Genomic DNA, 22,723 nt, shown 5'->3' with positions numbered 1-22,723 from the left:
CTTCAACCTTCTGCTTTTTGTACGTTCGATAATTTGACCCAGTTCACATAACCGTAGATTGAATTCACTAGGAACGCCGTCCACATAATGACCATGTTCCAATCGTTTCCTCCAGTCTGTACCAATGTGATAATCCATAGAGTGATGGTCAAGATATTTACTAAAATCCAGATCACCCATTGTTCTGCATATCTTTGAACCATTAAAATTTGTGCAATTACCGAAAGGACTACTGCCATACTATCGATTCGTACTTGCTGTGCAGATAACACCGTCAATAGTTCTGCATATACCAATGCCCCGATCACGAAGGAGCCGGCAACGAGTATCCAACCCTTTCGTGTCAGCCGCTTCACGTATACGTTTTCCCCTTGCTCTGAATCTTCTTTTTTCTTGAAGTGGTTCATCCACATCCAGATTCCGATAAATTGCGTTGGGAAGTAAAATAACCAGTTCAACATAGCTTCACCATATAAACCGTATCCGAAAGCAATGTAACCATATGTGACCGTCTGCACGATACCGAATAGATAGTTTGAAACCTTTCCTTTAGCTACTAATACTACGCACAGCATACCGGCTATCGAACTGATCAACCCTAGAAGGGTATCTTGAAATGCAAAATAGAGGTACACCGTAATTACTGTGAATAACGAAATCCACACCTTCTCAAAAATCGACCACTCTTCCAAATGTCCTTTCATCTTTTCAATCATCTTCCTCACTCCTTCCACTTAGTTTCTTTATGTTACTAACTATTAAACTTAGTATATGATTGTATCTATGTATTGTCAACAACTCTTTTCCACAAAAAAATGCCCCCAACGAGACGGTTTTGACCGCACGTTGAGGACACAGTAGATGGGGTTCCACTTTACTGAAGGTACTTCGCATAATTCACAAGTATTTTTGCTGCTTGACCACGTGTTGTTCCATCTTCAGGTAGGAATTTCCCGTTCGATCCATTCACCACTCCGAATTCGTGTAACATCGCAATCGAATTTTGAGCTTCTGTTCCATAGCCAGAAATGTCTTTGTATGGCGCTGGTGCTTTTGCAACGTATGGTTTCCCATTCACGAGCGTATACGTTCTATTCAACATCGCTGCGAGTTGTGCACGAGTGACAGGATCATTTGGTTTCAACTCTCCATTGACGCCGTACACAATTCCATATTGAGACGCTGCCGCAACTTCAGATTGAATCTGTTCTGAGAAATGACTAATATCTTTAAATGGTGCCGGCTTTGTTGGTTTTAGACCAAGTGTCCGGACAATAATTGAAGTGGCTTGGACGCGTGTTAACGTCTGATCCGGTTTGAATGTACCATCTGAATACCCCGAGACGATACCTGCATCCACTGCTTTTTCAATATAGGACTTTGCCCAGTGATTTTGAATATCTTTAAATACGATTGGCGTTGGTGTTGCTTTCGTTGTAACCTTTGCTTTTGGATTTTCAGTAGATGCAACCTCATCTTCGTTTACAGCTACCACTTTAAACTGATAATCTGTGTTCGCTTTCAGATTCGGTACATCATATGTGAGAACATCCGCGCCAACTTGACCTATGAGTTCTTCATTCATATAAATGCCATAGCCCATGATCTTTTTTGTATCCACCGCTGGCTTCCATGTAAGAGTTGCAGTGTCATCCCCTTTAAGTTTTGCAGTTAACGCATCCTTAGGCACCCAAGAATAAGATGCTTCCAGTTGCTTGCCAAACTCATCCGCAACTACTTTGTAACCGGCTTCGCTTAAGTGGATATTCGCTGGATTCGGTAAATACGTTTTGAAATCCTTAGCAATTTGCTCACTTGTTGGGACGAATACTGCAGGGGTTCCTTGCATGCCTGCTTGGATTGAGCCATTCAAACCTGCTAACAACTGTGCAAGTTGCGGCTGATAGTCCGCTGCAAGCGTTGGGAATGGATTATAGTATCCCATGACGTACACTTGAACGTTCGGGTTAATCTCATAAATTGCTTTTAAGATCTGATTATATTCCATTCCGACTTGTTGAATTGCATCTGTAATCTGTGCCATATCGAATTGTGGAGCACCTGTAGCAGGATCGATTTTGATATGCTTAAGCATATCGTTTGCACCGACGCTAATTGTAATTAGGTTTGCTTGTTGAATTGCTTGATGCAGTTCAAACTTCTTACCTTCTTGCCCAATTCCTACAACTGGTTTTGTCACATTGTCTCTCAAGTCTTGTAACACATCTGGAGCTGTATAGCCTGGGTAAGCAAATCCTTTATTCGAAGAAGATAGTTTCTCCATTTCTTGTAAGGATTCAGCTAAAAAATCAGGGTATCCTTTTCCAGGTAACCCATCAGAACTAATACCAAATGCCAATGAATCCCCTAACGCTAAATAGTTAACTGGCGTCACCCATGTTGGCCCATTCGCATCAGTTTCTGCTGCGCGGGACTGCAACGGCAATGCGACCAATTGAAGAATTAATGCAAGTACAAAAACAAAACGAAATTTCACCATAAATCGAATCATCCACAAACCCCCTAGTATAATTGGTTCCGTTGTGTACAAAAATCGTACACTTACAATTATATGAGTCGTTGGATAGACTTACTACTGAGGAATGTTAATGGTTTACGCTAAAGTTTTAAACTTATAATAGTGATTTGCTCATGAATTATTGATTACCTTCTAAAGCGAATTAGGATACGAATAAAAGGGACAAGTAGTGAAACTCGATCTATAGTCAGTACATCAAATACTTCTTGCGTACTTTCTCAAATCCTTTTAACTCTTTCTTCCAGCGAGATTTCATCTCTTCTACCGTCATCCCGTTTTCAATTCCTGGACGAATCCAACCGTTACCGATTAGATTATCAAAAAACGGAGTGAGTTGAACTTGTTCGGGATAAAGATCTTTCATCGTTTTCACAATATGAAGACCTGTTTCAACTGGCTCATACTTAGTCCGATCGGTTATATGGATTTGAACACCATGAGACAGTTCACCACTATGCTTTGAAAACGTTGGTATAAAGGAAGCAGCTCTGAATGTCACTCCTGGAAGATCTAGTTGGTTTAAACGAGTTACTAGTTCTGGACTACTAATGAATGGAGCACCAATTAGCTCAAATGGTTTTGTCGTACCGCGTCCTTCTGAAACGTTCGTCCCTTCGATAAGTGCTGCACCTGGATATGCGAGTGCAGTTTCCAATGTTGGCATGTTAGGAGAAGGCATCACAAACTGAAGTCCTGTTTCATCGAAATATGAATTTCGTTTCCAGCCTTTCATTTTGACTACCGTTAAATCTGCACCTATGTCAAATTCTTTGTTAAATAACTTCGCTAGTTCTCCTACCGTCATCCCGTGGCGCAACGGAATCGCGTATTGACCGACAAATGAAGCAAACTTAGGATCAAGAACTGGTCCTTCAACTTTCTTTCCGCCTAAAGGATTTGGTCGATCCAATACAACGAACGGGATTCCTTTCTCCTGCGCTGCTTCCATAGCTAGAGCCATCGTGTAAATGTACGTATAGAAGCGAGTCCCGACGTCTTGAATATCAAATACTAGAACATCAATATTCTCTAGCATTTCTGGGGTCGGTTTTCTAGTTTTTCCGTACAAACTATAAACCGGCAATCCTGTAACTTCATCAACGTAATAGTCTACATATTGTCCAGCCTGTGCATCCCCCCGAACACCATGCTCTGGACCGTAAAGTGCTTCTAATTGAATCTCAGGATCGTTATTCAAGAGATCGACGACACTATTAAGGTTTTGATCAACCCCAGTTGGATTGGTGATTAAACCAACCCGTTTACCTTTCAACAACTTCTTCTCGTTTTTCATAAGCATCTCTACACCTAATGCAAATTTGTTATTTCCCTTCGCATTCCCGTTGGATTTCTTCTTCCCATTGGTGTACGTGTTATCGGCAAACGCCGCAGTAAATGTCGTCATGACGAGCAACGCTGTGACCACTACCATTATCCACTTTTTCATCATCTGACCGCTCCTTTATTCTTTGTAGGTTAGACCGTGTCCAAATGAATACAACGTTCCTCCCGCTGGATTTGGTATCGTCACAGGAAGTTTGCCTGTAGGTTGTACATCTCCAAATAATATAGATGCAGTTGCTTTAAAGCTGGCTGTCCTAAATCCATATTGAGCCAAGTATCCATCTACATTCGGATAAGCCATAATGTCATACGGATTTCGGACTCCTACCGCAATGACAGGTGCTTGTGTTTGAGTCAATAACTCATTTACCATCTTCATCTGAGGGTTTGAAGGTGCTCTGCTAGCTACAGTGGAAGTAGTCGTTCCGACAATGATCGCAGATGCATCTGACACTTGTGACAGCTGTTCAGCAGAGAGTGGTTCTTCTGTTTTCACCAACACTGTGTTTTCATGTTTACTTTTCACGGCTTGATACAGTTCATCGATATAGGAACTGCCGACTACTGCGATTTTCTCTGATACATTCACCTTCAACGGCAACACATCGTTATTTTTCACTAGCGTCACCGACTTCTCAGCTACCTCTTGCTCAATTTGTTTATGTGGAGCTGATCCTACCGTTTTCACAGCAGTTGAAATTACTTCATTGATTGGTGTCGGATTTTCCTCTTTCATGATTCCTCGCTTCAGCTTTAAGGACAATATTCTTTCAACTGAACTTTCAATTCGTGACTCCGATATCTCGCCACTGCGCACTGCTTCCACGAGACCCGTTGCGACACTTTCCAATCCGACTGGCATGAGAACAAGATCTGTCCCTGCTTGCACAGCGCGGATAACCGAATCCACTGGTCCAAAGTGATCCGCAATCGCACCCATGTTTAATGCATCTGTTGTAATTAATCCGTCGTATCCCATTTCCTCACGCATTAGCTCTGTAAGTACTTTATAGGACAACGTAGCAGGCACATTGATTTCAGTACCATCTTTTTTGGAAATCACCGTGGTTGCATCAATTTTAGGAAACGTCACGTGGGCTGTCATAATAGCATCTACTCCTGCTTCCATCGCTTTTTGGAACGGATACAACTCCACTTGCTTTAACCTTTCTTTGTCGTAAGGAACTTCAGGCAGACCTAAATGCGAATCGACTGCTGTATCCCCGTGTCCAGGAAAGTGTTTTGCTGTTCCTGACGTTCCTGTTCCTTTAAGCCCCTTCGTGTAAGCAACACCTAATTGAGCCGTTAGCTCCGGGTCTTCACTAAACGAACGTACACCGATTACAGGATTGTCTGGGTTATTATTAATGTCAAAGGAGGGTGCGAAGTTCATATTGATTCCTAAAGAATTCAGTTCCTCACCAATCGCTTCTCCGACTTTGCCTGCAAGTTCTTCTGATCGTGTTGCGCCTAATGCCATATTGCCAGGCATATCTGTTCCTGATTGAAGTCTTGTTACAATTCCTCCTTCTTGGTCAATCGACATGAGAAGACCATATTTTTCAGACGTCTTTTGGTAATCTGAAACTAAACGTGCTGTTTGTTCTGTAGTGACTACGTTTTCTCTGAACAAAATCACTCCGCCTAAATGATACTTTTTCACAAGTTGCTCAATTTCTGGAGTTAGTTCAGTGACATCTTTTCCATTCATCGTCCTGAAATCAGGCATGAGCATTTGTCCCACTTTTTCTTCAAGCGTCATGTCGCTGATTGCTTTTTTTATGAGGTCGTATCGTTTTCCTTTCATCTTCTTCACCTCTAACGTAACTGGCAGTTTCCCATGCCATTTTCCGGATGAACGATCTGGTTTCCCGAGTATTGCAACACGGTCAACTAGTTTTCCCTCGCTCACTTGAATAATTGCGATGCCAGGTTTTCCTGTTGTCGTAACCAAACCATTCTTGTCAACCGACGCCACTCTTTTATTGGTCGATTTCCATTTCAAGTTGTTAGAAGCCTCCATAAAATGGCCTTCTTTATATACATGTAGAGCGTTAAGCTGAAGTGTTCCATTTTCAAATTGACTCTCCGACTCAGGCACGTTTTGTAATAGGACAAGATCTTGAATAGGTGATTTGTGTGAGTAAGCCACGGCTGTCTGACTAAACAAACCAGTTGTTAGCACTAATATTCCTATCAAAAGTGGCACAAGAAAATAGACGCGAATTTTTTTCATCAACACATCTCTCCTTTAGTAATTACGATTTTCCCAATCTGTTGAATCTGAGATTGGATTGGCAACTTTTCCGTTCAGTTTAATATCTCCTACGTACCATCCCCGCCCATTAACTGAAGCATCTGTCTCATAGCGGAAGCGGACATGCTTTGTTCCCTTAGGGATAGCGACCTTCACATTGCTCCACTTGGTATTCGTTCCTGTAAGACGTGCTCCTATCTCACTCCAAACAACACCGTCTTTAGATGCTTCGACTACTCCAAAGTCAGAGTCTTTTTCAAGTTCATACCAAGTATTAAAGGATAATTCTTTGACTTCTTTTCTCACATCCAAGAGCAGATTACGATTTAGTTTGTCTCCGTATCCAGAAAACCAAGCGTCTGTGCGTTTAGGAATGGGTGCTGGTATGGCATCTGCCACACGACGAACGAAATCTCTTCGAACAACGTTCAAGGAAATTGTATTTCTTGTAGGGTGAACACGATTGGTTAGCAGAATCGCAATCGTTTGGTTTTTCTTGTTGATCACGATACTCGTTCCTGTAAATCCAATATGCCCTGCTGATGAAGGTCCTGAAAGTGCATCCATATACCAGCCTTGGTTCAATTCCCAGCCAAGTCCGTGGTCATCACCAGCAAACTCTGGTATCTGATTTTCACTTAACAGTTGAACCGTTTTAGGTTTTAGAATTCGTTTTCCTCCATACCGTCCTTCGTTCAAAATCATGTGCGCGAATATCCCTAAGTCTTTTGCTGTTGAGAATACCCCTGCGTGACCCGCAACGCCGTCCAGTGACCAAGCATTTTCGTCATGAACTTCTCCCCAAACGAGTCCTCTGCCGATCTCCGGCTGAAATTCTGTCGCAACGATTCGATTTTTAAGGGAAGCAGGAGGGTTGTACATCGTGTCTTTCATACCAAGCGGTTGAGTAATTTCGTCTTTCACAAATTGATCCAAGCGTTTCCCGGAGAGTTTTTCAACAACGGCTCCTAACGTAATCATGTTCAGGTCGCTATATGTATAGCTGCTCCCTGGCTGTGCTTCCAATGGTTGAGCATAGACAAGTTGTAAGCGGTCTTCCCGCGTTTCTCCTTGTGAATGGAGTGGAATCCAAGCGGTGAACCCTGACGTATGTGTCATTAACTGTCGTATTGTAACCGCTTCTTTTCCATTTACAGCGAATTCAGGAATGTATTTCGCTACAGGAGCGTCAAGTTGAATAGCTCCCTTTTCAACCAATTTCATAGCTGCTACCGTGGTGAAGATTTTACTAATTGAAGCGACATCGAAAATTGTATCGTTTTGCATAGCCACCGGAGTTTCCATTTCTGTGAATGAATCATCCACATAGCGAGCAGCATCTCCGTAAGCTTGCTGTTTCACAATATGTCCACTACGAGCAACAAGAACCACAGCCCCTGGAGTCGTTTTTTCTTCAATCGCATTACGAAGAACTTCATCGATTTCCTGTAAAGGCTCTTTTCTCATTCCTGCTCCTTTCACTGAACCCGGATGCAGTACAGGTGCTCCATGGCCCGGGTTATTCCAAGCCTTATTAGGAATCGAATAACTATGAGCATCAGCCGTTTCTGCAAAAACAAGTCCACTTGCTATCGTACATACGAGTAACGCAGTTATGATCTTCTTTTTCGATTTCACCATCTACTTCATCCTCTCCCTAATGTTGTAAGCCCTTTCACTTTATCGAAGATAGTTTTAAATTGCTATGCTTCCTAAGGGCTTTCCTTACTAGAAAAACTGGTAATTTAGTGCATAACTAAGTTAGTATAATTGACTGACTAATCCGACAAATAAACATCTTTTATTTGCTAAATGTTGCTATAAAACGACAAAAACACACCTTCTTTAGAGTGAGAAAGTGTGTTTTTAATGCCTATGTACTATAAAAGATATTCTTACAGATGACCTATTTTATACTTGTATTCACAACAACACGAATTCTAGATTTTACGATATTGTCCTTACTGTCTGTAGGAGTATATTAAAATGACTTCCTGAATCCATAGAACGAACGATATCCTTCTTTTTCGTAAAATGAACGAGATGATTCAGTAGCTAACATTTCAATCCGTGTACTTGGATACAGTGCGTGGACATAATTCAGTAATTCTTTCCCTATCCCGTAACCACGAAATTTCTCGTCTACGAGCATTTCACAAATAAAAGTGGTCACAAGGGTGTCCGTAAGGCCTCTTATACACGCTACCACTTCATCATCTTTCGTGACTGCTATACATGCAATGGTTGAATGGTTCCAGGCTACCTGCGTTTGCGTATAATTTTCTGCAAGATTCATCCAGCCTTGTTTAAGATACATTGCATGGATTGCAGTGTAATAGGTTTCATCGTAAGGTCTTTCTTCAAGAATTGTATCCTGCTTTTTTACATCGTCAACCTTATTTAGGAATTATTTCTCCACTAATCCCCATACATTGTCGAAGGGATCCATGAGCTGGCATATCCACGCCTTGTCTATTCCAAAAGTTGGTCCACGAAACAATCGACACCCCTTTGATTCAAAATGTGCAATGGTCTTCTTAATATCGGATACTCGCCAATATGTAACCTGCCCAGCTACACCAGATGATATCTTTTCATCACTAGGGTGTAATCCTACGGTAGCGTTAGCTAAATAAAAGGCACAATACCTTTCATCATCAAAATAAGGATTTTCTCCGAGCAATTCAATGAACCATTGTTTTGCATCTTGGACATTATTAACGAAAAATAGTACCTCTTCCACACCTAATATGCTATCCATTTCATCCCTCCGACACTGATGCTTATTCCAGATAAGCACTCGATAGTGGACTCTTAATATAGTTTAGACTCACTAAATCCATTAAAATAACCTCAATATGTAATCTTATTTAATCTTGTTAATCAATTTTTCAACCTCATTGGCGTTTTTTACTGCTCCTGTAAACCCATGGACAATAATTCCATCTTCATTAATTAAGTACGTTGTGGGAAAACCAATCACTTTATATATTCTCTCTATGTCCCCGTTATTATCTAGTAACACAGGAAAAGTTAACCCATGAGCATCCACAAACTCTTGTACTTTTTTGGTATTAAATTCGCTTTTAGTCATGTTAACTGCAATAATCTCTGCATTTTCTAAATCCTTGTGTTTTTTATAATAATTCTCCATGTAGGGCATCTCAACTTTACAAGGACCACACCACGATGCCCAAAAGTTAAGAAATACTTTTTTCCCTCTGTAATCAGACAATCTAATCTTTTCACCATATAAATTTTGCAATTCAAAATCAGGTGCTAATTGGTTGTTTTCAATACCTATATTTAAATCGCTACTCGACAATTCGTATTCAGTATCCAACAATTTATTAGGCTGATCTTCTATCATGCCACTAGGATATTCTTCCGCTACAAATTTGTTTTTAACCAAAATAATTAGCATGATAGCAATAATCAAAACTGAAACAGTTGTGCCAATAATAGACTTGGGTTTCATTAATCCATCTCCTCAAAAAATGAAAGCGATTAATCATATTCAGACAAAGGTCATTTACTTGATTCTATAATTCGCCATACATGAAAAGATACAATGCCAAAAGAATAAGCATCATCACAAAAACACCTAATACAAGACGTTTCAAAATACTCACCCACAAAATGGCCCGTTTGATGAATGGACGCTTTATTTCTAGTACTCTCCGTTGCTTGGAGCAGAAGACGGACGACTCTGGAGGGATCAGCGAAAGTCGTAACGAAGAACGGCTTTTGCGAACAAAAGCGAAGCGTTGAGAGCATATCTTTGCACTCGTCTTGAGACCCCGCAGGGATGCCTTAATTTCTGCAAAGTACACAGAAATACGGCAAAGCGACCCCTTCGCTGTTCGCTTGGCTCAAGCCACGCCCCTCTGAAAGCGTGCCATCTGGAGCGCAGGGCAACATATTTTTAGATTGCATAATGATCCGATTGCGATATAGAGCGATTGCCTATTAAGCAATCGGCCCCGTTAGTCTATAATAGTCATAGGATAAGGCGTTGATTCACCATTAACTTTGATTTCAATTGTGTCATGAGACTGATCTATTGTTAACGTATATATATATTGCTTTAGTTCATTATCGCTTGCATCCATTTCATCTAACTTGATAAGTGCTGTCTTATCCGCTGATTCCAAACTGGCTTTAACATCTTCTCGTGATTGAAAAACAATGTAATTCACTTTTCCGTTTTTATTAATCATTTGAAGTTGATCGTCAGGATTTATTGCTTCTGTTACTTTTTTGGGAACAGTATCTACTTCGTCAAGGCTTAACTTTTTCTGTGCACATGCTGATAAGGCTAAGATTGCAAGAGCAGAGAACATTATTAAAATTAATTTTTTCACCAATTTCACTCCCTCATCTATTTTGTGTTAATTAAAGAATTTGACCCATTTGACGAATGGACGCTTTATTTCTAGTACTCTCCGTTGCTTGGAGCGGAAGACGGCCGACTCCGGGGTGATCAGCGAAAGCCGTAACGAAGAACGGTTTTTGCAAACAAAAGCGAAGCGTTGAGAGCATATCTTTGCACTCGTTTTGAGACCCCGCAGGGATGCCTTAATTTCTGCAAAATACACAGAAATACGGCAAAGCGACCCCTTCGCTGTTCGCTTGGCTCAAGCCATGCCCCTCGGAAAGCGTGCCATCTGGAGCGCAGAGCAACATTTTACATATTGAATAATCGCCCGTTTATTGAATACTATGATTAATATTACTTATTTGTATTATACCAGAATTGTCCATTTATAAGTATTATAAGAATCTTTGTATTATATGTAACCTCTAGACCATATAATCCCAATATAATAAAAAAGATCATCAATGACTTAACCGCCAAATACGCCCAACTTCTAATAATCTACCTCACCTATGATACTGTTCTCGAAAACTTATAGCATTGTTGAAACAGCCAATGAGAATCAGTGGAACCTAATTAACTATCTGACACAACTTCCCAAAATGGTCTTACAGATCCAATGACGTTGGATTCATAACTTCCTTGGTTAGATAGTTTGCCACAAAAGTTTTAGCGTTAATCGCCTTTTCCCACCATTCAATAATTCATTTAAACGCTTCAATTCCTTGTCGTGCAAGGGATTGGAGCACTTGATTTTTTTAAAAAAAGTCACGTTAAAGTAGAGATTATCCTCACTTCACTAGATGCTCCATTGTTAAACTCCATATATCTCACCGCCATTCTCTTCTGTTTATCACGCCCGCGAGTTATAACAAAGTCCTATATGATGAAAATTGAATCACCTGTCATCTATCTTGCAAAATAACCTTTCAAAGGATCAACTTCATGCCTTCAGGACTTGCAACAAAGCCAAGTCGTTCATAAAAACGATACGCATCTGCGCGCTGCTTGTCAGTCGACAATTGGACAAGGCCAGCCCTCAGACTTTGCAATGGATATAGCTTGTTCAAACAAGGCTTGACCGACACGCTGACTGCGATAACACTGATTGACTCGCACCCCTTCGATTAGTGCCCGTTTCATCCCTCTTCTAGCTAGACCGGGAATGAGACTTAACTGGACACAGCCAACCACCGTTTGATCCTCAATTTCTAAAATGAGTGAGTATAATGGAGTGACTCCCCCTACAAATAAACATCTTTAAATTTGCTAAATGTTACTAGATAACGACAGAAATACACCTTCCTTAAAGTTGGAAAGTGTGTTTTCGATGCCTATGTACTATAAAAGATATTCTTACAGACGTCCTATTCTGTCCCTCTATTCACAACAACACGAATTCTAGATTTTACGATATTGTCCTTACTGTCTGTAGGAGTATATTAAAATGACTTCCTGAATCCATAGAACGAACGATATCCTTCTTTTTCGTAAAATGAACGAGATGATTCAGTAGCTAACATTTCAATCCGTGTACTTGGATACAGCGAGTGGACATAATTCAGTAATTCTTTCCCTATCCCGTAACCACGAAAGTTCTCGTCTACGAGCATTTCACAAATAAAAGTGGTCACAAGGGTGTCCGTAAAACCTCTTATACATGCTACCACTTCATCATCTTTCGTGACTGCTATACATGCAATGGTTGAATGGTTCCAGGCTACCTGCGTTTGCGTATAATTTTCTGCAAGATTCATCCAGCCTTGTTTAAGATACATTGCATGGATTGCAGTGTAATAGGTTTCATCGTAAGGGATAATTTTCATTTCATTAGTTGCTCCATCGTTATTGGCCATACAACGCACCTCCATTCTCTTCTGTTTTTGCAAGCACACGCACGGATCGCTGTACTGTCATTTTCAGCCGCATTTCTAAACTGCATGTGCTTCGACTCCTTTTCATGAACGTGGTGACCTAGGGATGCTAGCGAAACAAAAAGAGCCCAGCAAGATGCTGAGCCGCGTTATTTTTTCTCACTTTTTTCAGATACCCTTACATAAATGTGACGCTTCCCTATTCACACTTATTTCAATAACTCAGGATTCCCTCTATTAAACAAAGAGTCAATAGCACTTCGATCTTTTTCACTTATCCACTTTCTATAAGCATCATACAAAAATCGAATCTCTTCCTTATCCACTGCTAAAATGTCACAACCAGCATCGTCATATGCGTGATAAATAATGCCGCGCGTCAAATTTATAAAATAAAACTCGATGCTACTTTGTGACTTCTGCTTTAACTCTATCACGACTTTCCCAAAGTCTTTATAGCAAGTTTCACGCAATATAAGCTCATATCGAATATCTCTTTTTCTGCAACCTAATGTGAATCGGTGGAGTACCATCTGCTCCCTTTTTTCATTGTAAACATCCGGGATCAGTTCATGTCTTAACTTAGCTAATACCTGTTGTTGTTTAATATATTTTCGATAAACTTTTAGCGGTTCCTCAAGGAACAAATGATCCACAGTTGTGCGGACATCTACAATGGCAATTAGTTCATCCTCATCTCGAAATACCTCATCAAACAAAGTAATGGATCGTTGAAAAGCGTTTTCTAAAGACGAGGATTCATTAATGGAAACTTCGGGCTTTACCATTTCAAATCGTATGGCAGGATTCCAAGCATTGAATAGTGGAGGTTGCAATGTTAACCCTTTAAAGTTTTGGTCTAAAAAAGATTCTAAGTTTTGCATGGTGTTCTCCTCCATATACACTTGATAGTTATTTTTTCATTTCAGTTACAAACGATCATAAATTGTTATGCTGAAAAAGTTGTTTTATAAGGAGTGCGTATTCCAAATTCTTCTCGAATTATGTGCCCGGAAGTATTCCAGGGGCAAGCACCTTACAATTGGGATCTGCACGTAGAACGGCTTCCGGACCATGTGGACTATATATAGCCATTAGTTTTAGAGGTTCCCACCCTGTGTTAACGGTAGAATGGAACGCCCCTGTCGGAATATGAACACACATTCCTGCAGTGATTTTAGTTGGTGCACCATCGTTTACAGTTTGCTCACCTTCCCCAGAGATCACGTAAAGAACTTCTTCCTCATCAGGATGATTGTGCCGATCGTGACCTTTACCTGGATGTAAAATAACGATCCCCATACTAAACTTCTCTGCATTCGTCACTCTGGGTTCACTCATCCATTTTAGCGTTCCCCACTCAAATTCTTGAGTTTCTACATCCTCTGGATTTATATATCTTAGTCCTGCATGTTCTTTTACTTCGGTCATTGTAATCCCTCCATTTTTTCATCTCTATCCACTAATCAGTTCCCCTTAGCGTATTGAAGGTATTCAACTTTACAATTTCAAAAAACTATTAAATCGATAAATCTTTGAACTTACGCGCTTGTTTTTCAATGGCCAACTCTGTTGGCAGTCGTTCGATACTACTGGCACCGAAGAATCCTGCAATGCCTTCTGTATGTTCAAAAATGTACTGTGCATCTTCGGGTTCTGCAATTGGCCCGCCATGACACAACACAATAATATTTGGATTAATTGCCACAGCAGCATCGCGCATTTCTTGAACTTTTTTAGCTGAATCTTCAAGCGTAAGATTACTCTTCGCACCAATGCTCCCCTTAGTAGTAAGACCCATGTGCGGAACCAGCACATCTGCACCTGCTTTCGTCATCGCAACCGCTTGCTCAGGTGTAAATACATAAGGACACGTTAGCATTCCTAATTCATGTGCTTTGCGAATCATTTCTACTTCTAGCTCATAGCCCATTCCGGTTTCTTCAAGATTCGTTCGGAAAGTCCCATCAATGAGTCCCACAGTCGGAAAGTTTTGGACGCCGTGGAACCCCATCTCTTTTAACTGGCGTAGGAAGTTAGGCATCACTCTGAATGGATCGGTTCCACAAACACCAGCAAGTACTGGCGTATCCTTTACGATCGGAAGTACTTCAGATCCCATGTCCATAACAATCGCATTCGCATCTCCATAAGGCATTAACCCCGCTAAACTACCACGCCCCGCCATACGGTATCGACCTGAGTTGTAGATGATGATTAAATCTGTGCCACCCTTTTCAGCAAATTTTGCAGAGATTCCGGTACCCGCTCCTGAACCAATAATTGGGTTTCCTTGTTCAATTTGTTTATTAAGTTTTTCTAACGCAGCTTCACGTAAAGTTTGTGTCATGGTGGCTCTCCTCATTTCTTAGTGTTCTCAATTCATTTTTTTTAGTAAATGTTTTGCCATAGCCGCTGCAAACTCCGTATCATTGATATGCTGATCCAATTCAATGAGTTCTACTACATTTGTATTTAAGTGTTTTCTAATAGATGTGAACAAAGCATCTGTCGCTTCAGGGGATTCAAATAGTTGCCCTTCACCGTCAATCGCACTAACACCTTTTAATGGTAGAAACAGAGTCGTAGATCCTGTAGATTCGTTTAACTTTTCACTCAGTAGTTTACCTAGTTCAGCACACTCTTCAGGAGTCGTTCTCATCAGAGTAACATTGGCATTATGCTCATATAAAGTACGCTCCGAAAACTTTGAAGGAACGGTATTCATGGCTCCAAAGTTCACCATATCTAGTGCGCCACAGGAAACAACTTGAGGTATGCCTTCACGGGCTGCTGCTTCAAGTCGATGAGGACCTGCTGACAGTACCCCACCCACTAACTCATCACACAATTCAGTTGTCGTGACATCTGCTACCCCTTTGATGAACCCGTCACTGATTAAAGATTCCATAGCTTGTCCACCACTACCCGTAGCGTGGAATATTAGGAGTTCGTAGCCTTTTTCTTCAATATGCTCACGCAGATTTTCTACACATGTTGTCGTAACTCCAAACATGCTGGCAGCAATGATCGGCTTATCTTCAAACATAGGAATGTCTTGTTCAATCATCCCAATGAGTGCCCCAGCGGCATTCCCAAGAATTCGTCTCGAGATTTTATTTAATCCAGCGATGTCGACAACTGAATACATCATAGTGATATCTTTGGTCCCAATATAGGGATGCACGTCACCCGAAGCAACTGTTGAAACTACTAACTTCGGCAACCCGATTGGCAAGTTTCGCATTGTATGTGTGACTAGCGCTGTACCACCAGATCCACCCATTCCCATTACGCCTAAAACATCACTCTCTTTACATAACCGATCAACTAATTTCGCAATTCCTTCTGACATAACTTTCATAGCTTGGCCACGATCATGTTGGTCTCGTAACGTGGTTAACCTACTGCCCCCTAATTCAGCAACCTCTTCCGCACTAAATGTAGGCGTAACCGTTGGCTCTCCAACTACACCCCCATCAATCAAAACCACTTCATACCCTTTTAAAGCTATCAAATCGCGAACATAGCCATATTCATCCCCTTTACTGTCCAGAGTTCCTATTAACAAAACAGTTTTCTTCAAAATAATCTCCCCTATAGAAAAAAGTATTTGTTCACTCCTAAAGACAACATACAAATGGTAGTGAAAAATCTGTCATTTGGCATTACAGGAATAAAAGTTCTCGCTAATCGCTTAAATAAATGCTTTACTCTTTTCCATGACTAATCATGAAAAACGGTTCGAAGTACAATCGTGTCTTTTACAATGAATAATCCGAATATTAACATCCTACTGTAAGAATACCTCCAATTCCATACATCGTATATGTTAAAAGGTATTCATTTCATGTGTTTTTGTAATGTTTCCACATATTCTCGAGGTGACTGTCCTACATATTTTTTAAAAGCTTTACTAAAGTGGGCATAATCACTAAATCCCGTCATGTTAGCAACTTCAGCTAGCTGGAAACAGTCTTGACTTATAAATTCAATAGATTTATGCATCCTATACTCCATCAAATACGTACTGTACGAACAACCGACTTCCAGTTTAAATACTTTACTCAAATAGGGTCTTGAAATATGTAAAAGCTGCGCCAAATCCTCTAGTGAGACTTTCATCATATAGTTAACTGCAATATATTCTTTTACAAACTCTGCATACTCATAGTGTTCTCCAGCACCATTTAACATCTTCATTAAAAATTCATCTGCTTCTTTTTGGCCGATGTTTTTAAACTTTTGTATCGTTGATGACAAAACATGTTCTGTTGGGATTCGTTCAAAAGCGGAACCCCCGATATATCCCATGGTTCCCGTGTTATCCTGCATATATTTCAAATCTGATGGTGTTGAGACAGGTCCTCCATATATCATTTTAATGACCTCACGATTTACATGGTCACATTCTTTAAAAATTTCATTGACCACTCTAACCCCTTCTACTAAACTGAGCGCTTTCTTCGCACCAAGTATTCCGCCCTTTGTAAAACCAAGATGGGCACAAATGACATCAGCTCCAGCATCCAGCATCTGCTTCGCTTGGTCATTATCAAATACAAATGCGATTGTAAATAATCCTTGCCCATGGGCGATTTTTATTGCTTTCACTTCTGTCTCAAATGAGATCCCTTGTTCTTCTAATCCTTCTCTATACTGTCCATCTATCAACCCGACAGATGGATAATTGTTAATCCCTGCAAATCCCTTCATTTTAATTGCATGAATATAATGCTCTAGATTGATGGTAGGGTCTGTCGCACACAGTCCAAAAATAACTGGAAAGTCCTTAACAATGGGAAGTATCTCTCTCGAACCGAATTCCATCACTAGTTTATTGCAATCATAAAAAGGAAGAAAACCCGCTAGAGAGCTGATTCCCATTTGTCTAAAACGACCCGAGTTGAGGGCTAATATAATATCTACCCCTCCTGAGATTGCAGATTTAGCAGTTTTACCTGAACCAGAGGCCAATCCTATGATGAATTCTTTTTTGTTCGCTTTATTCATCAAATTTTCTTTTAGCCGTGTAGTCATAGACTTTTCCACCTCAGCTTTGTATATTGTCTGTAAGAGTAAAGATGAGTGCTAGAGCACAGAAAATTATAAATCTTGTCAACCATATTGTATCTTGTGATGGACTTGCTTGCTATAAAAAACGTTTCTGTGCGTCATTTACTCAACACAAAAAGAGCCCAGCAGTATGCTGAACTCCGTTGTTACACCTCATTTATTGTATCCAGACACCTTCACCTGCGGATTACGGATCATCAATTCTTTCAAAAAAGCTTCCTTGTCTAGAGGTGAAATTTTCACACTACCGAGGATTGCATGTTCATAAAACAACTCAAGGGCATCCACCGATGATAGCAACCGGTACCCTGTATAGATGTCCCGTGAAGTGGCCACAGTCGTAATAGTTTCATAAGGGATTTTACTTCTGAACGGTCCACCTTTCACCAACAAATAATTAGGATAAAATACATAGCGTACCGCAAAACTGCACCAGGCAATTACACCATTACTAAAAAGGAATACAACAGCAAGTGTAAGAATAACTCTCCAATCGGTTCCTCCTTCTAGAAGCAGCGGCCACCACGTGGCAACACTGATTACCAACATACAAATACCGATAAACAAGAGAAACGTTTTATCTATTTTCGGTTTAAATTCCATTGGTAGGACCTCTTTCAAATTGTTCATACAAGCATACATTGCTTCTTCATGCACTGAATAAGACTTCTAACTATGTCATACGAACCACACCCTTTAAAGATTCAGGTTAAGGGAAATGCCTCATACTGATAACCGATAACTAATTATTCTAGCGGTATAGTTAGACAATAAAAAAGACACCTACCCATCGTGACTGTTTCATCACGATGGGTAGGTGCATTTCGTTTACGCCAATGCTTCATCTTCATGAACATAGGCCATGACTTCTCCGTCAATTTGTATGCTTACATATTCATCCGGTTCAAATACTGGAGTCCCCATTACGCGAATCTGAATCTCATCACCGCCAAAACTGTCGTCCAGCTTCAAGTACACCATTGCATCATGTCCGTAAAAAAAGGTTTTCAATACCTTACCGCCAACTTGACCAGGCAAATGAAGATCGGGTTTACCAATGATGAACTGCTCTGGACGAATCATAACGGATGCAAGTTCACAATCTTTCGGACAGCCCGAGGCAACAGGCAGGTTTCCAAACAAACTTTTAATGTTTCCATTAAGCACTTGCGCTTTGATAATGGTCGCATCCCCTACAAATTTAGCTACCTTAATATCAGTCGGATATTTGTAGAGAGAGATGGGATCTGCCGTCTGGACGCAAGATCCATTGCGCATAACTGCCACTACATCCGCCATGGATAATGCCTCTTCCTGATCGTGGGTGACTAATATGGAAGTAGCACCTACTTTTTTTAACATCGACTTAATGTCTTCACGTAAGTCCGCTCGAAGTCCGGCATCCAGTGCACTAAATGGTTCGTCAAATAGCACTAAGGACGGTGAAGGTGCAAGTGCCCTTGCGAGTGCTATTCGTTGTTGCTGACCCCCAGATAATTCGTGTGGCATTCTAGAACCTAGTCCTTTCATGCCGACCAATTCGAGCATCTCGTCTATGCGGGAACTGTTCCGGTCTTTTCGAGATAAGCCGAAGCCAATGTTTTTTGCTACCGATAAATGAGGAAACAGAACACCCTCTTGCGGCACATACCCGATGCGCCGCTTTTCAGGTTTCAAGTTCGTTTGTTTGTCAAAAACAATGTGCCCTCCAACTTCAATCGTTCCGGAATCTGCGGTTTCGAATCCTGCAATACTTCTCAATAGTGTTGTTTTCCCACAGCCCGATGGTCCTAGCACAGCGAGCATTTGCCCTTCTTCTAGATCCAACTGGATATCCTTCAGGGCATGAACACTCGTAAAGGATTTCGAAAGATGTCTAATTTGTAATGCTTTCATCGTCTATCCCTCTTTCTTCTGTGTAAAAGATCGCATCGTCAATAGATAAACCGGCAAACCCGAGATGAGGATCAACAACGCTGCATAAGGTGCCGAGGCGGCAAACTCTGCATTGGATGTATGTTCCCAAATTTTAACCGCCAACGTATCGACGCCTGTCGGACGTAACAGCAATGTAGCCGTTAACTCTTTCATGACTTCTAAAAAGACCAACGAAAGTCCCGCACCAACGCCAGGTGCAACTAGTGGAAGTGTCACCTTGAAAAAGACAGTGAGCGGATTCTTCCCAAGTGACCCAGCCACTTCCTCTAATTGCTTTGGAACCTGTTCCATCGCTCCCCTGATAGAAGACTGTGCCAATGGTAAAAATAGCACCGCATAGCCTATCAGTAATAATGGAGCGGTTTGGTATAGAGGAAATGCATATCGCACCGCAAACGAAACCATTGCCAATCCGATGACAAGTCCAGGTAAACTATGGATGAAATATGGTAGCCGATCGGACAGCGTTGAAAACAGTCCCCGATAACGAATGGCTAGTATCACAAGCGGAAATGCAAACAAAATGGTTACAATCGATCCCCCTGCGCCAAACGCAAGTGTGGAAAACAGAGAACTAAATACTTCTGGAAAGTCGAAACCGGCAGAAGTACCGGTCAGTAACCAATACGTAATCGTTCCAAGTGGTACACCGACTGCTAACACTGCAAGGACTGTAAATCCGATAAGCGCAGGAATCGCCATCCATCCTAATGAAATGAGTTCTCTCTTTCTCGGAGTCCCTTTACCGACACTTGCATACTTTGCCTTGCCACGTATCAGCAGTTCAAGACCTAGGATAACTAGGCATAGAACTAGAAGAACCAAGGAGAGCATAGCAGCAGAAGCGCTATTGAACGCCACATTATATTGATCGAAAATGGCGGTCGTAAAAGTATCATAGTTCAAGAATGCCAATGCACCAAATTCCGCGAGCATATGCAAGGCAATCAGTATAGCTCCCCCTAATAGGGCGGGGCGTAAATGAGGTAATGTAACTTTGAAAAACGTTTGCATCCGCGAGTAACCGAGCGAACGTGATATTTCTTCCAATGCTGGATCCATACCTCGCAACGCAGCTGCAACAGGTAAATGAACTAAAGGATAACTGGATAACGCCAACACAAGAACGGCTCCTCCAAACCCTTCAAATCCCGAATAGATGGAAATCCAACTATAACTACTGACAAAAGCAGGTACCGCAAATGGTAATGTTACAACGACGTTCCACATCTTTCTTCCGGGAATCCTCGTTCTTTCTACGAACCATGCTGTCGTCACCCCAATGAGAACACTCACAAGTGTGACTGTGAAAGCAAGTTTTACGGTATTGATCAATAACTCATAGACTCGTGCTCTAAAAATCAGTCCAATGGCTTTTTCCCATCCGACTTCGCTTGCACGCATTACAATATAAAAAATAGGTAAACAGGATAATACCACTAAAAGCAATACAGGAAGCCAAAGCCAAACAGGACGGCGCTTATTGCGGAATCCGCTAACGGATTGCAATAAGCGCTGTGTCCAGGCCTCTTTCATTAAAGAAGACCTACCTCTTCAAGTAATTCAAGTGCTGCTTCGCCATTACTATATTCTCCTAAGTCGAGTGTTCCGTTTGGCGGTGTCAACTCAGAAAATGGCTTTAAGTTTGATGCTTTAGCTTCCTTATTTAGTGGGTATTGTGCGCTAATATCAGTTAGGATCTGCTGTCCTTCCTTACTTGTTGCAAATTCCATAAACTGCTGTGCTTCTTTTTTGTTGGGGCTTGACTTCAAGATACCCGCTCCTGCAACGGTCAACATATCTCCGAGATCATTAGTTCCAAAGAAGTAAAGCTTCGAATGCATATTCTCTGGACCTTTTTCTTTTGCTTCCCGGTCCCAGTAATAGTTGTTGATAAGTGCTGCTGAAACTTCACCTTTTTCAACTGCATCAAGTGCCATTGTATTCTTTTTATAGATTTTCCCGTATTTCTTCAGACCTTCTAACCAAACTTTCGTTTTCTCTTTTCCATCCAGTTTAATCATCGCTGATATCTGCATTTGGAATGCCCCACTCGTTGGAACGTAGGCAAATTTCGATTTCCACTCAGGTTTCGCAAATTCTAATACAGATTTCGGTAAATCTTTTTCGTTCACCATATCTGGATTATACGCCACGACACGTGATCTTGCGAGGAGTCCAACCCACTGTCCATCCGCATCTCGATATGCTTCTGGGATTGGTTGTAACGCTTTTTCATCCAATTTTTCCAACATACTTTTTTGCGCAAGCATGATGAGCGGTGTGGACTCTTCTGTATAAATGATATCTGCAGGGGATTTGTCCCCTTCTTCAACGATTTGGTGGGCAAGTTCATTACTCGAACCTTCCCTTGAATCTACTTTAATGCCCGTTTTTTTCGTAAACGCATCGATTAATGCAAGTGTTGCATCTTTGTGCTGTCCATTATAAATCGTGAGCGTTGCACTTTCTTTCTTTGCATCGGAATCGGTATTTTTTGCTTTATCTTCTTTCCCACATCCTGCTAGCATTCCCATTAGTAATACTGCGGATCCTAACGCAAGGATTTTTGAACGATGACGAACTTTTTTCATAATGTAATTCTCCCAACTGTTAATTTGTTTTAAGTAATACGTCTATGATCAATAATGATATTCATTATCAATTAGTCTCAAGAGATAACTTAACATATTTATATTAAAAATTGCAAGAAACAATAGCCTCTTTTTGTCTAATTTAGGTAACCATATAAATGGTTTCCATATATGTAGGATGTGTCTTTAACACAGTTTCATACATCGGACGTTTCACAACAGAGCGTTGCATTTTTTCTAACTATTCTGAGTGGCTGGTACAAAGCAACATTCTCATTTTTTCTGCATAAAAACGCCATAATCCAAATCCCTACTCCGTAATGTATAGTTCATCCAATACAGTTGAAACAACTATAAATAGTTTGACTAGAAGTGTGAATCCGATTGATTTATTTTTCAAAATATATTGACAGAACATTAAATCCAGCATATTATCAAACTAATAAATTTCCTTTCAGCGGAAAGGTTTTCCACTGGATGGAAAAGGAGTGGATTATCTCAACTATTCAGCTATTCTTGTCCGGGTAACCTGCTTGTAGGTAAGCAGACAGCTATGCCATTGTACATTCGTAAAAGGTTCAATGGATTCAAATTGTTACAGTAGAATGGTTACCATTTCGTGAATTCGTTCGATTCCAAGTGGAAGCGCTTCCGCAAATGTACGGGAAGCGAATAAATGCTTTAACAAGTACAGGCGAACAATGAACGAGCACTTCAATTTAT

At 40.8% G+C, this 22,723-nt stretch carries 20 protein-coding genes; all 20 read right to left on the bottom strand.

All coding sequences use genetic code 11. The features are described from left to right. Positions 1 to 2 precede the first annotated feature (2 nt). A complete protein-coding gene (gene pnuC / locus DVB69_RS15825) occupies positions 3 to 716 on the bottom strand; it encodes a nicotinamide riboside transporter PnuC (RefSeq protein WP_233505436.1) in 714 nt (237 codons plus the stop codon). A 158-nt stretch (positions 717 to 874) separates the two neighbouring features. Then, positions 875 to 2,512: an S-layer homology domain-containing protein gene (locus tag DVB69_RS15820; protein WP_116020085.1), complete on the bottom strand. Its 1,638-nt coding sequence runs from the start codon at positions 2,510 to 2,512 to the stop codon at positions 875 to 877. Positions 2,513 to 2,726: 214 nt separating this feature from the next. Beyond that, entirely contained in the window at positions 2,727 to 3,986 is a 1,260-nt protein-coding gene (locus DVB69_RS15815; RefSeq protein WP_116020197.1) for an exo-beta-N-acetylmuramidase NamZ family protein, read from the bottom strand. A gap of 15 nt (positions 3,987 to 4,001) precedes the next feature. Then, positions 4,002 to 6,119 (bottom strand): glycoside hydrolase family 3 protein, encoded by a 2,118-nt coding sequence (locus DVB69_RS15810; RefSeq protein ID WP_116020084.1) that lies wholly within the window; start codon positions 6,117 to 6,119, stop codon positions 4,002 to 4,004. Between the two features lie 15 nt (positions 6,120 to 6,134). Then, positions 6,135 to 7,781: a serine hydrolase domain-containing protein gene (locus DVB69_RS15805; protein ID WP_116020083.1), complete on the bottom strand. Its 1,647-nt coding sequence runs from the start codon at positions 7,779 to 7,781 to the stop codon at positions 6,135 to 6,137. A 340-nt stretch (positions 7,782 to 8,121) separates the two neighbouring features. Beyond that, the gene (locus DVB69_RS15800; RefSeq protein ID WP_116020082.1) at positions 8,122 to 8,457 is read right to left on the bottom strand and encodes a GNAT family N-acetyltransferase; all 336 of its coding nucleotides are present in this window, start codon (positions 8,455 to 8,457) and stop codon (positions 8,122 to 8,124) included. Positions 8,458 to 8,547: 90 nt separating this feature from the next. Further along, positions 8,548 to 8,901: a VOC family protein gene (locus tag DVB69_RS15795; protein WP_116020081.1), complete on the bottom strand. Its 354-nt coding sequence runs from the start codon at positions 8,899 to 8,901 to the stop codon at positions 8,548 to 8,550. 105 nt (positions 8,902 to 9,006) lie between these two features. Further along, the gene (locus tag DVB69_RS15790) at positions 9,007 to 9,618 is read right to left on the bottom strand and encodes a peroxiredoxin family protein (protein ID WP_116020080.1); all 612 of its coding nucleotides are present in this window, start codon (positions 9,616 to 9,618) and stop codon (positions 9,007 to 9,009) included. A gap of 508 nt (positions 9,619 to 10,126) precedes the next feature. Continuing rightward, positions 10,127 to 10,504 carry a lipoprotein gene (locus tag DVB69_RS15785; RefSeq protein ID WP_147300785.1) on the bottom strand — a complete coding sequence of 126 codons (378 nt, stop codon included), beginning with the start codon at positions 10,502 to 10,504 and terminating at the stop codon, positions 10,127 to 10,129. 1,025 nt (positions 10,505 to 11,529) lie between these two features. Continuing rightward, positions 11,530 to 11,712: a GNAT family N-acetyltransferase gene (locus DVB69_RS17850; RefSeq protein WP_233505435.1), complete on the bottom strand. Its 183-nt coding sequence runs from the start codon at positions 11,710 to 11,712 to the stop codon at positions 11,530 to 11,532. Positions 11,713 to 11,960: 248 nt separating this feature from the next. Then, positions 11,961 to 12,374: a GNAT family N-acetyltransferase gene (locus tag DVB69_RS15775; protein ID WP_158541114.1), complete on the bottom strand. Its 414-nt coding sequence runs from the start codon at positions 12,372 to 12,374 to the stop codon at positions 11,961 to 11,963. A 227-nt stretch (positions 12,375 to 12,601) separates the two neighbouring features. Then, complete coding sequence (locus DVB69_RS15770) at positions 12,602 to 13,276, bottom strand: DUF3885 domain-containing protein (RefSeq protein WP_158541113.1); 675 nt, start codon at positions 13,274 to 13,276, stop codon at positions 12,602 to 12,604. Positions 13,277 to 13,394: 118 nt separating this feature from the next. Beyond that, positions 13,395 to 13,823 (bottom strand): cupin domain-containing protein, encoded by a 429-nt coding sequence (locus DVB69_RS15765; protein ID WP_116020076.1) that lies wholly within the window; start codon positions 13,821 to 13,823, stop codon positions 13,395 to 13,397. Between the two features lie 88 nt (positions 13,824 to 13,911). Beyond that, positions 13,912 to 14,742, bottom strand: a complete 831-nt coding sequence (locus tag DVB69_RS15760; RefSeq protein ID WP_116020075.1) for a phosphoenolpyruvate hydrolase family protein — start codon at positions 14,740 to 14,742, stop codon at positions 13,912 to 13,914. Positions 14,743 to 14,769: 27 nt separating this feature from the next. Continuing rightward, positions 14,770 to 15,978, bottom strand: coding sequence for a Tm-1-like ATP-binding domain-containing protein (locus DVB69_RS15755; RefSeq protein WP_116020074.1), 1,209 nt, complete (start codon positions 15,976 to 15,978; stop codon positions 14,770 to 14,772). Positions 15,979 to 16,235: 257 nt separating this feature from the next. Continuing rightward, positions 16,236 to 17,405, bottom strand: a complete 1,170-nt coding sequence (locus DVB69_RS15750) for a phosphoenolpyruvate hydrolase family protein (protein WP_233505434.1) — start codon at positions 17,403 to 17,405, stop codon at positions 16,236 to 16,238. Between the two features lie 216 nt (positions 17,406 to 17,621). Next, positions 17,622 to 18,071, bottom strand: a complete 450-nt coding sequence (locus DVB69_RS15745; protein ID WP_116020196.1) for a PH domain-containing protein — start codon at positions 18,069 to 18,071, stop codon at positions 17,622 to 17,624. Between the two features lie 225 nt (positions 18,072 to 18,296). Then, a complete protein-coding gene (locus DVB69_RS15740; protein WP_116020072.1) occupies positions 18,297 to 19,364 on the bottom strand; it encodes an ABC transporter ATP-binding protein in 1,068 nt (355 codons plus the stop codon). A gap of 3 nt (positions 19,365 to 19,367) precedes the next feature. Next, on the bottom strand, positions 19,368 to 20,942 hold the full coding sequence (locus DVB69_RS15735; RefSeq protein ID WP_116020071.1) for an ABC transporter permease: 1,575 nt from the start codon (positions 20,940 to 20,942) through the stop codon (positions 19,368 to 19,370). Next, positions 20,942 to 22,000, bottom strand: coding sequence for an extracellular solute-binding protein (locus tag DVB69_RS15730; protein ID WP_233505433.1), 1,059 nt, complete (start codon positions 21,998 to 22,000; stop codon positions 20,942 to 20,944). The genes DVB69_RS15735 and DVB69_RS15730 overlap by 1 nt, the downstream gene beginning before the upstream one ends. Positions 22,001 to 22,723: the final 723 nt, after the last annotated feature.

Source organism: Sporosarcina sp. BI001-red (assembly GCF_003384035.1).
Classification (GTDB): Bacteria; Bacillota; Bacilli; order Bacillales_A; family Planococcaceae; genus Sporosarcina.
Note: the sequence above shows the minus strand (reverse complement) of the source record. Positions and strands in the feature narration are given on the sequence as shown.

Bases quoted from the DNA above. Each gene is read 5' to 3' on its own strand.
- pnuC (WP_233505436.1), bottom strand. From the start codon at position 716: ATGATTGAAAAGATGAAAGGACATTTGGAAGAGTGGTCGATTTTTGAG.
- DVB69_RS15820 (WP_116020085.1), bottom strand. From the start codon at position 2,512: ATGATTCGATTTATGGTGAAATTTCGTTTTGTTTTTGTACTTGCATTA.
- DVB69_RS15815 (WP_116020197.1), bottom strand. From the start codon at position 3,986: ATGAAAAAGTGGATAATGGTAGTGGTCACAGCGTTGCTCGTCATGACG.
- DVB69_RS15810 (WP_116020084.1), bottom strand. From the start codon at position 6,119: ATGAAAAAAATTCGCGTCTATTTTCTTGTGCCACTTTTGATAGGAATA.
- DVB69_RS15805 (WP_116020083.1), bottom strand. From the start codon at position 7,781: ATGGTGAAATCGAAAAAGAAGATCATAACTGCGTTACTCGTATGTACG.
- DVB69_RS15800 (WP_116020082.1), bottom strand. From the start codon at position 8,457: ATGTATCTTAAACAAGGCTGGATGAATCTTGCAGAAAATTATACGCAA.
- DVB69_RS15795 (WP_116020081.1), bottom strand. From the start codon at position 8,901: ATGGATAGCATATTAGGTGTGGAAGAGGTACTATTTTTCGTTAATAAT.
- DVB69_RS15790 (WP_116020080.1), bottom strand. From the start codon at position 9,618: ATGAAACCCAAGTCTATTATTGGCACAACTGTTTCAGTTTTGATTATT.
- DVB69_RS15775 (WP_158541114.1), bottom strand. From the start codon at position 12,374: ATGGCCAATAACGATGGAGCAACTAATGAAATGAAAATTATCCCTTAC.
- DVB69_RS15770 (WP_158541113.1), bottom strand. From the start codon at position 13,276: ATGCAAAACTTAGAATCTTTTTTAGACCAAAACTTTAAAGGGTTAACA.
- DVB69_RS15765 (WP_116020076.1), bottom strand. From the start codon at position 13,823: ATGACCGAAGTAAAAGAACATGCAGGACTAAGATATATAAATCCAGAG.
- DVB69_RS15760 (WP_116020075.1), bottom strand. From the start codon at position 14,742: ATGACACAAACTTTACGTGAAGCTGCGTTAGAAAAACTTAATAAACAA.
- DVB69_RS15750 (WP_233505434.1), bottom strand. From the start codon at position 17,405: ATGAATAAAGCGAACAAAAAAGAATTCATCATAGGATTGGCCTCTGGT.
- DVB69_RS15745 (WP_116020196.1), bottom strand. From the start codon at position 18,071: ATGGAATTTAAACCGAAAATAGATAAAACGTTTCTCTTGTTTATCGGT.
- DVB69_RS15740 (WP_116020072.1), bottom strand. From the start codon at position 19,364: ATGAAAGCATTACAAATTAGACATCTTTCGAAATCCTTTACGAGTGTT.
- DVB69_RS15735 (WP_116020071.1), bottom strand. From the start codon at position 20,942: ATGAAAGAGGCCTGGACACAGCGCTTATTGCAATCCGTTAGCGGATTC.
- DVB69_RS15730 (WP_233505433.1), bottom strand. From the start codon at position 22,000: ATGAAAAAAGTTCGTCATCGTTCAAAAATCCTTGCGTTAGGATCCGCA.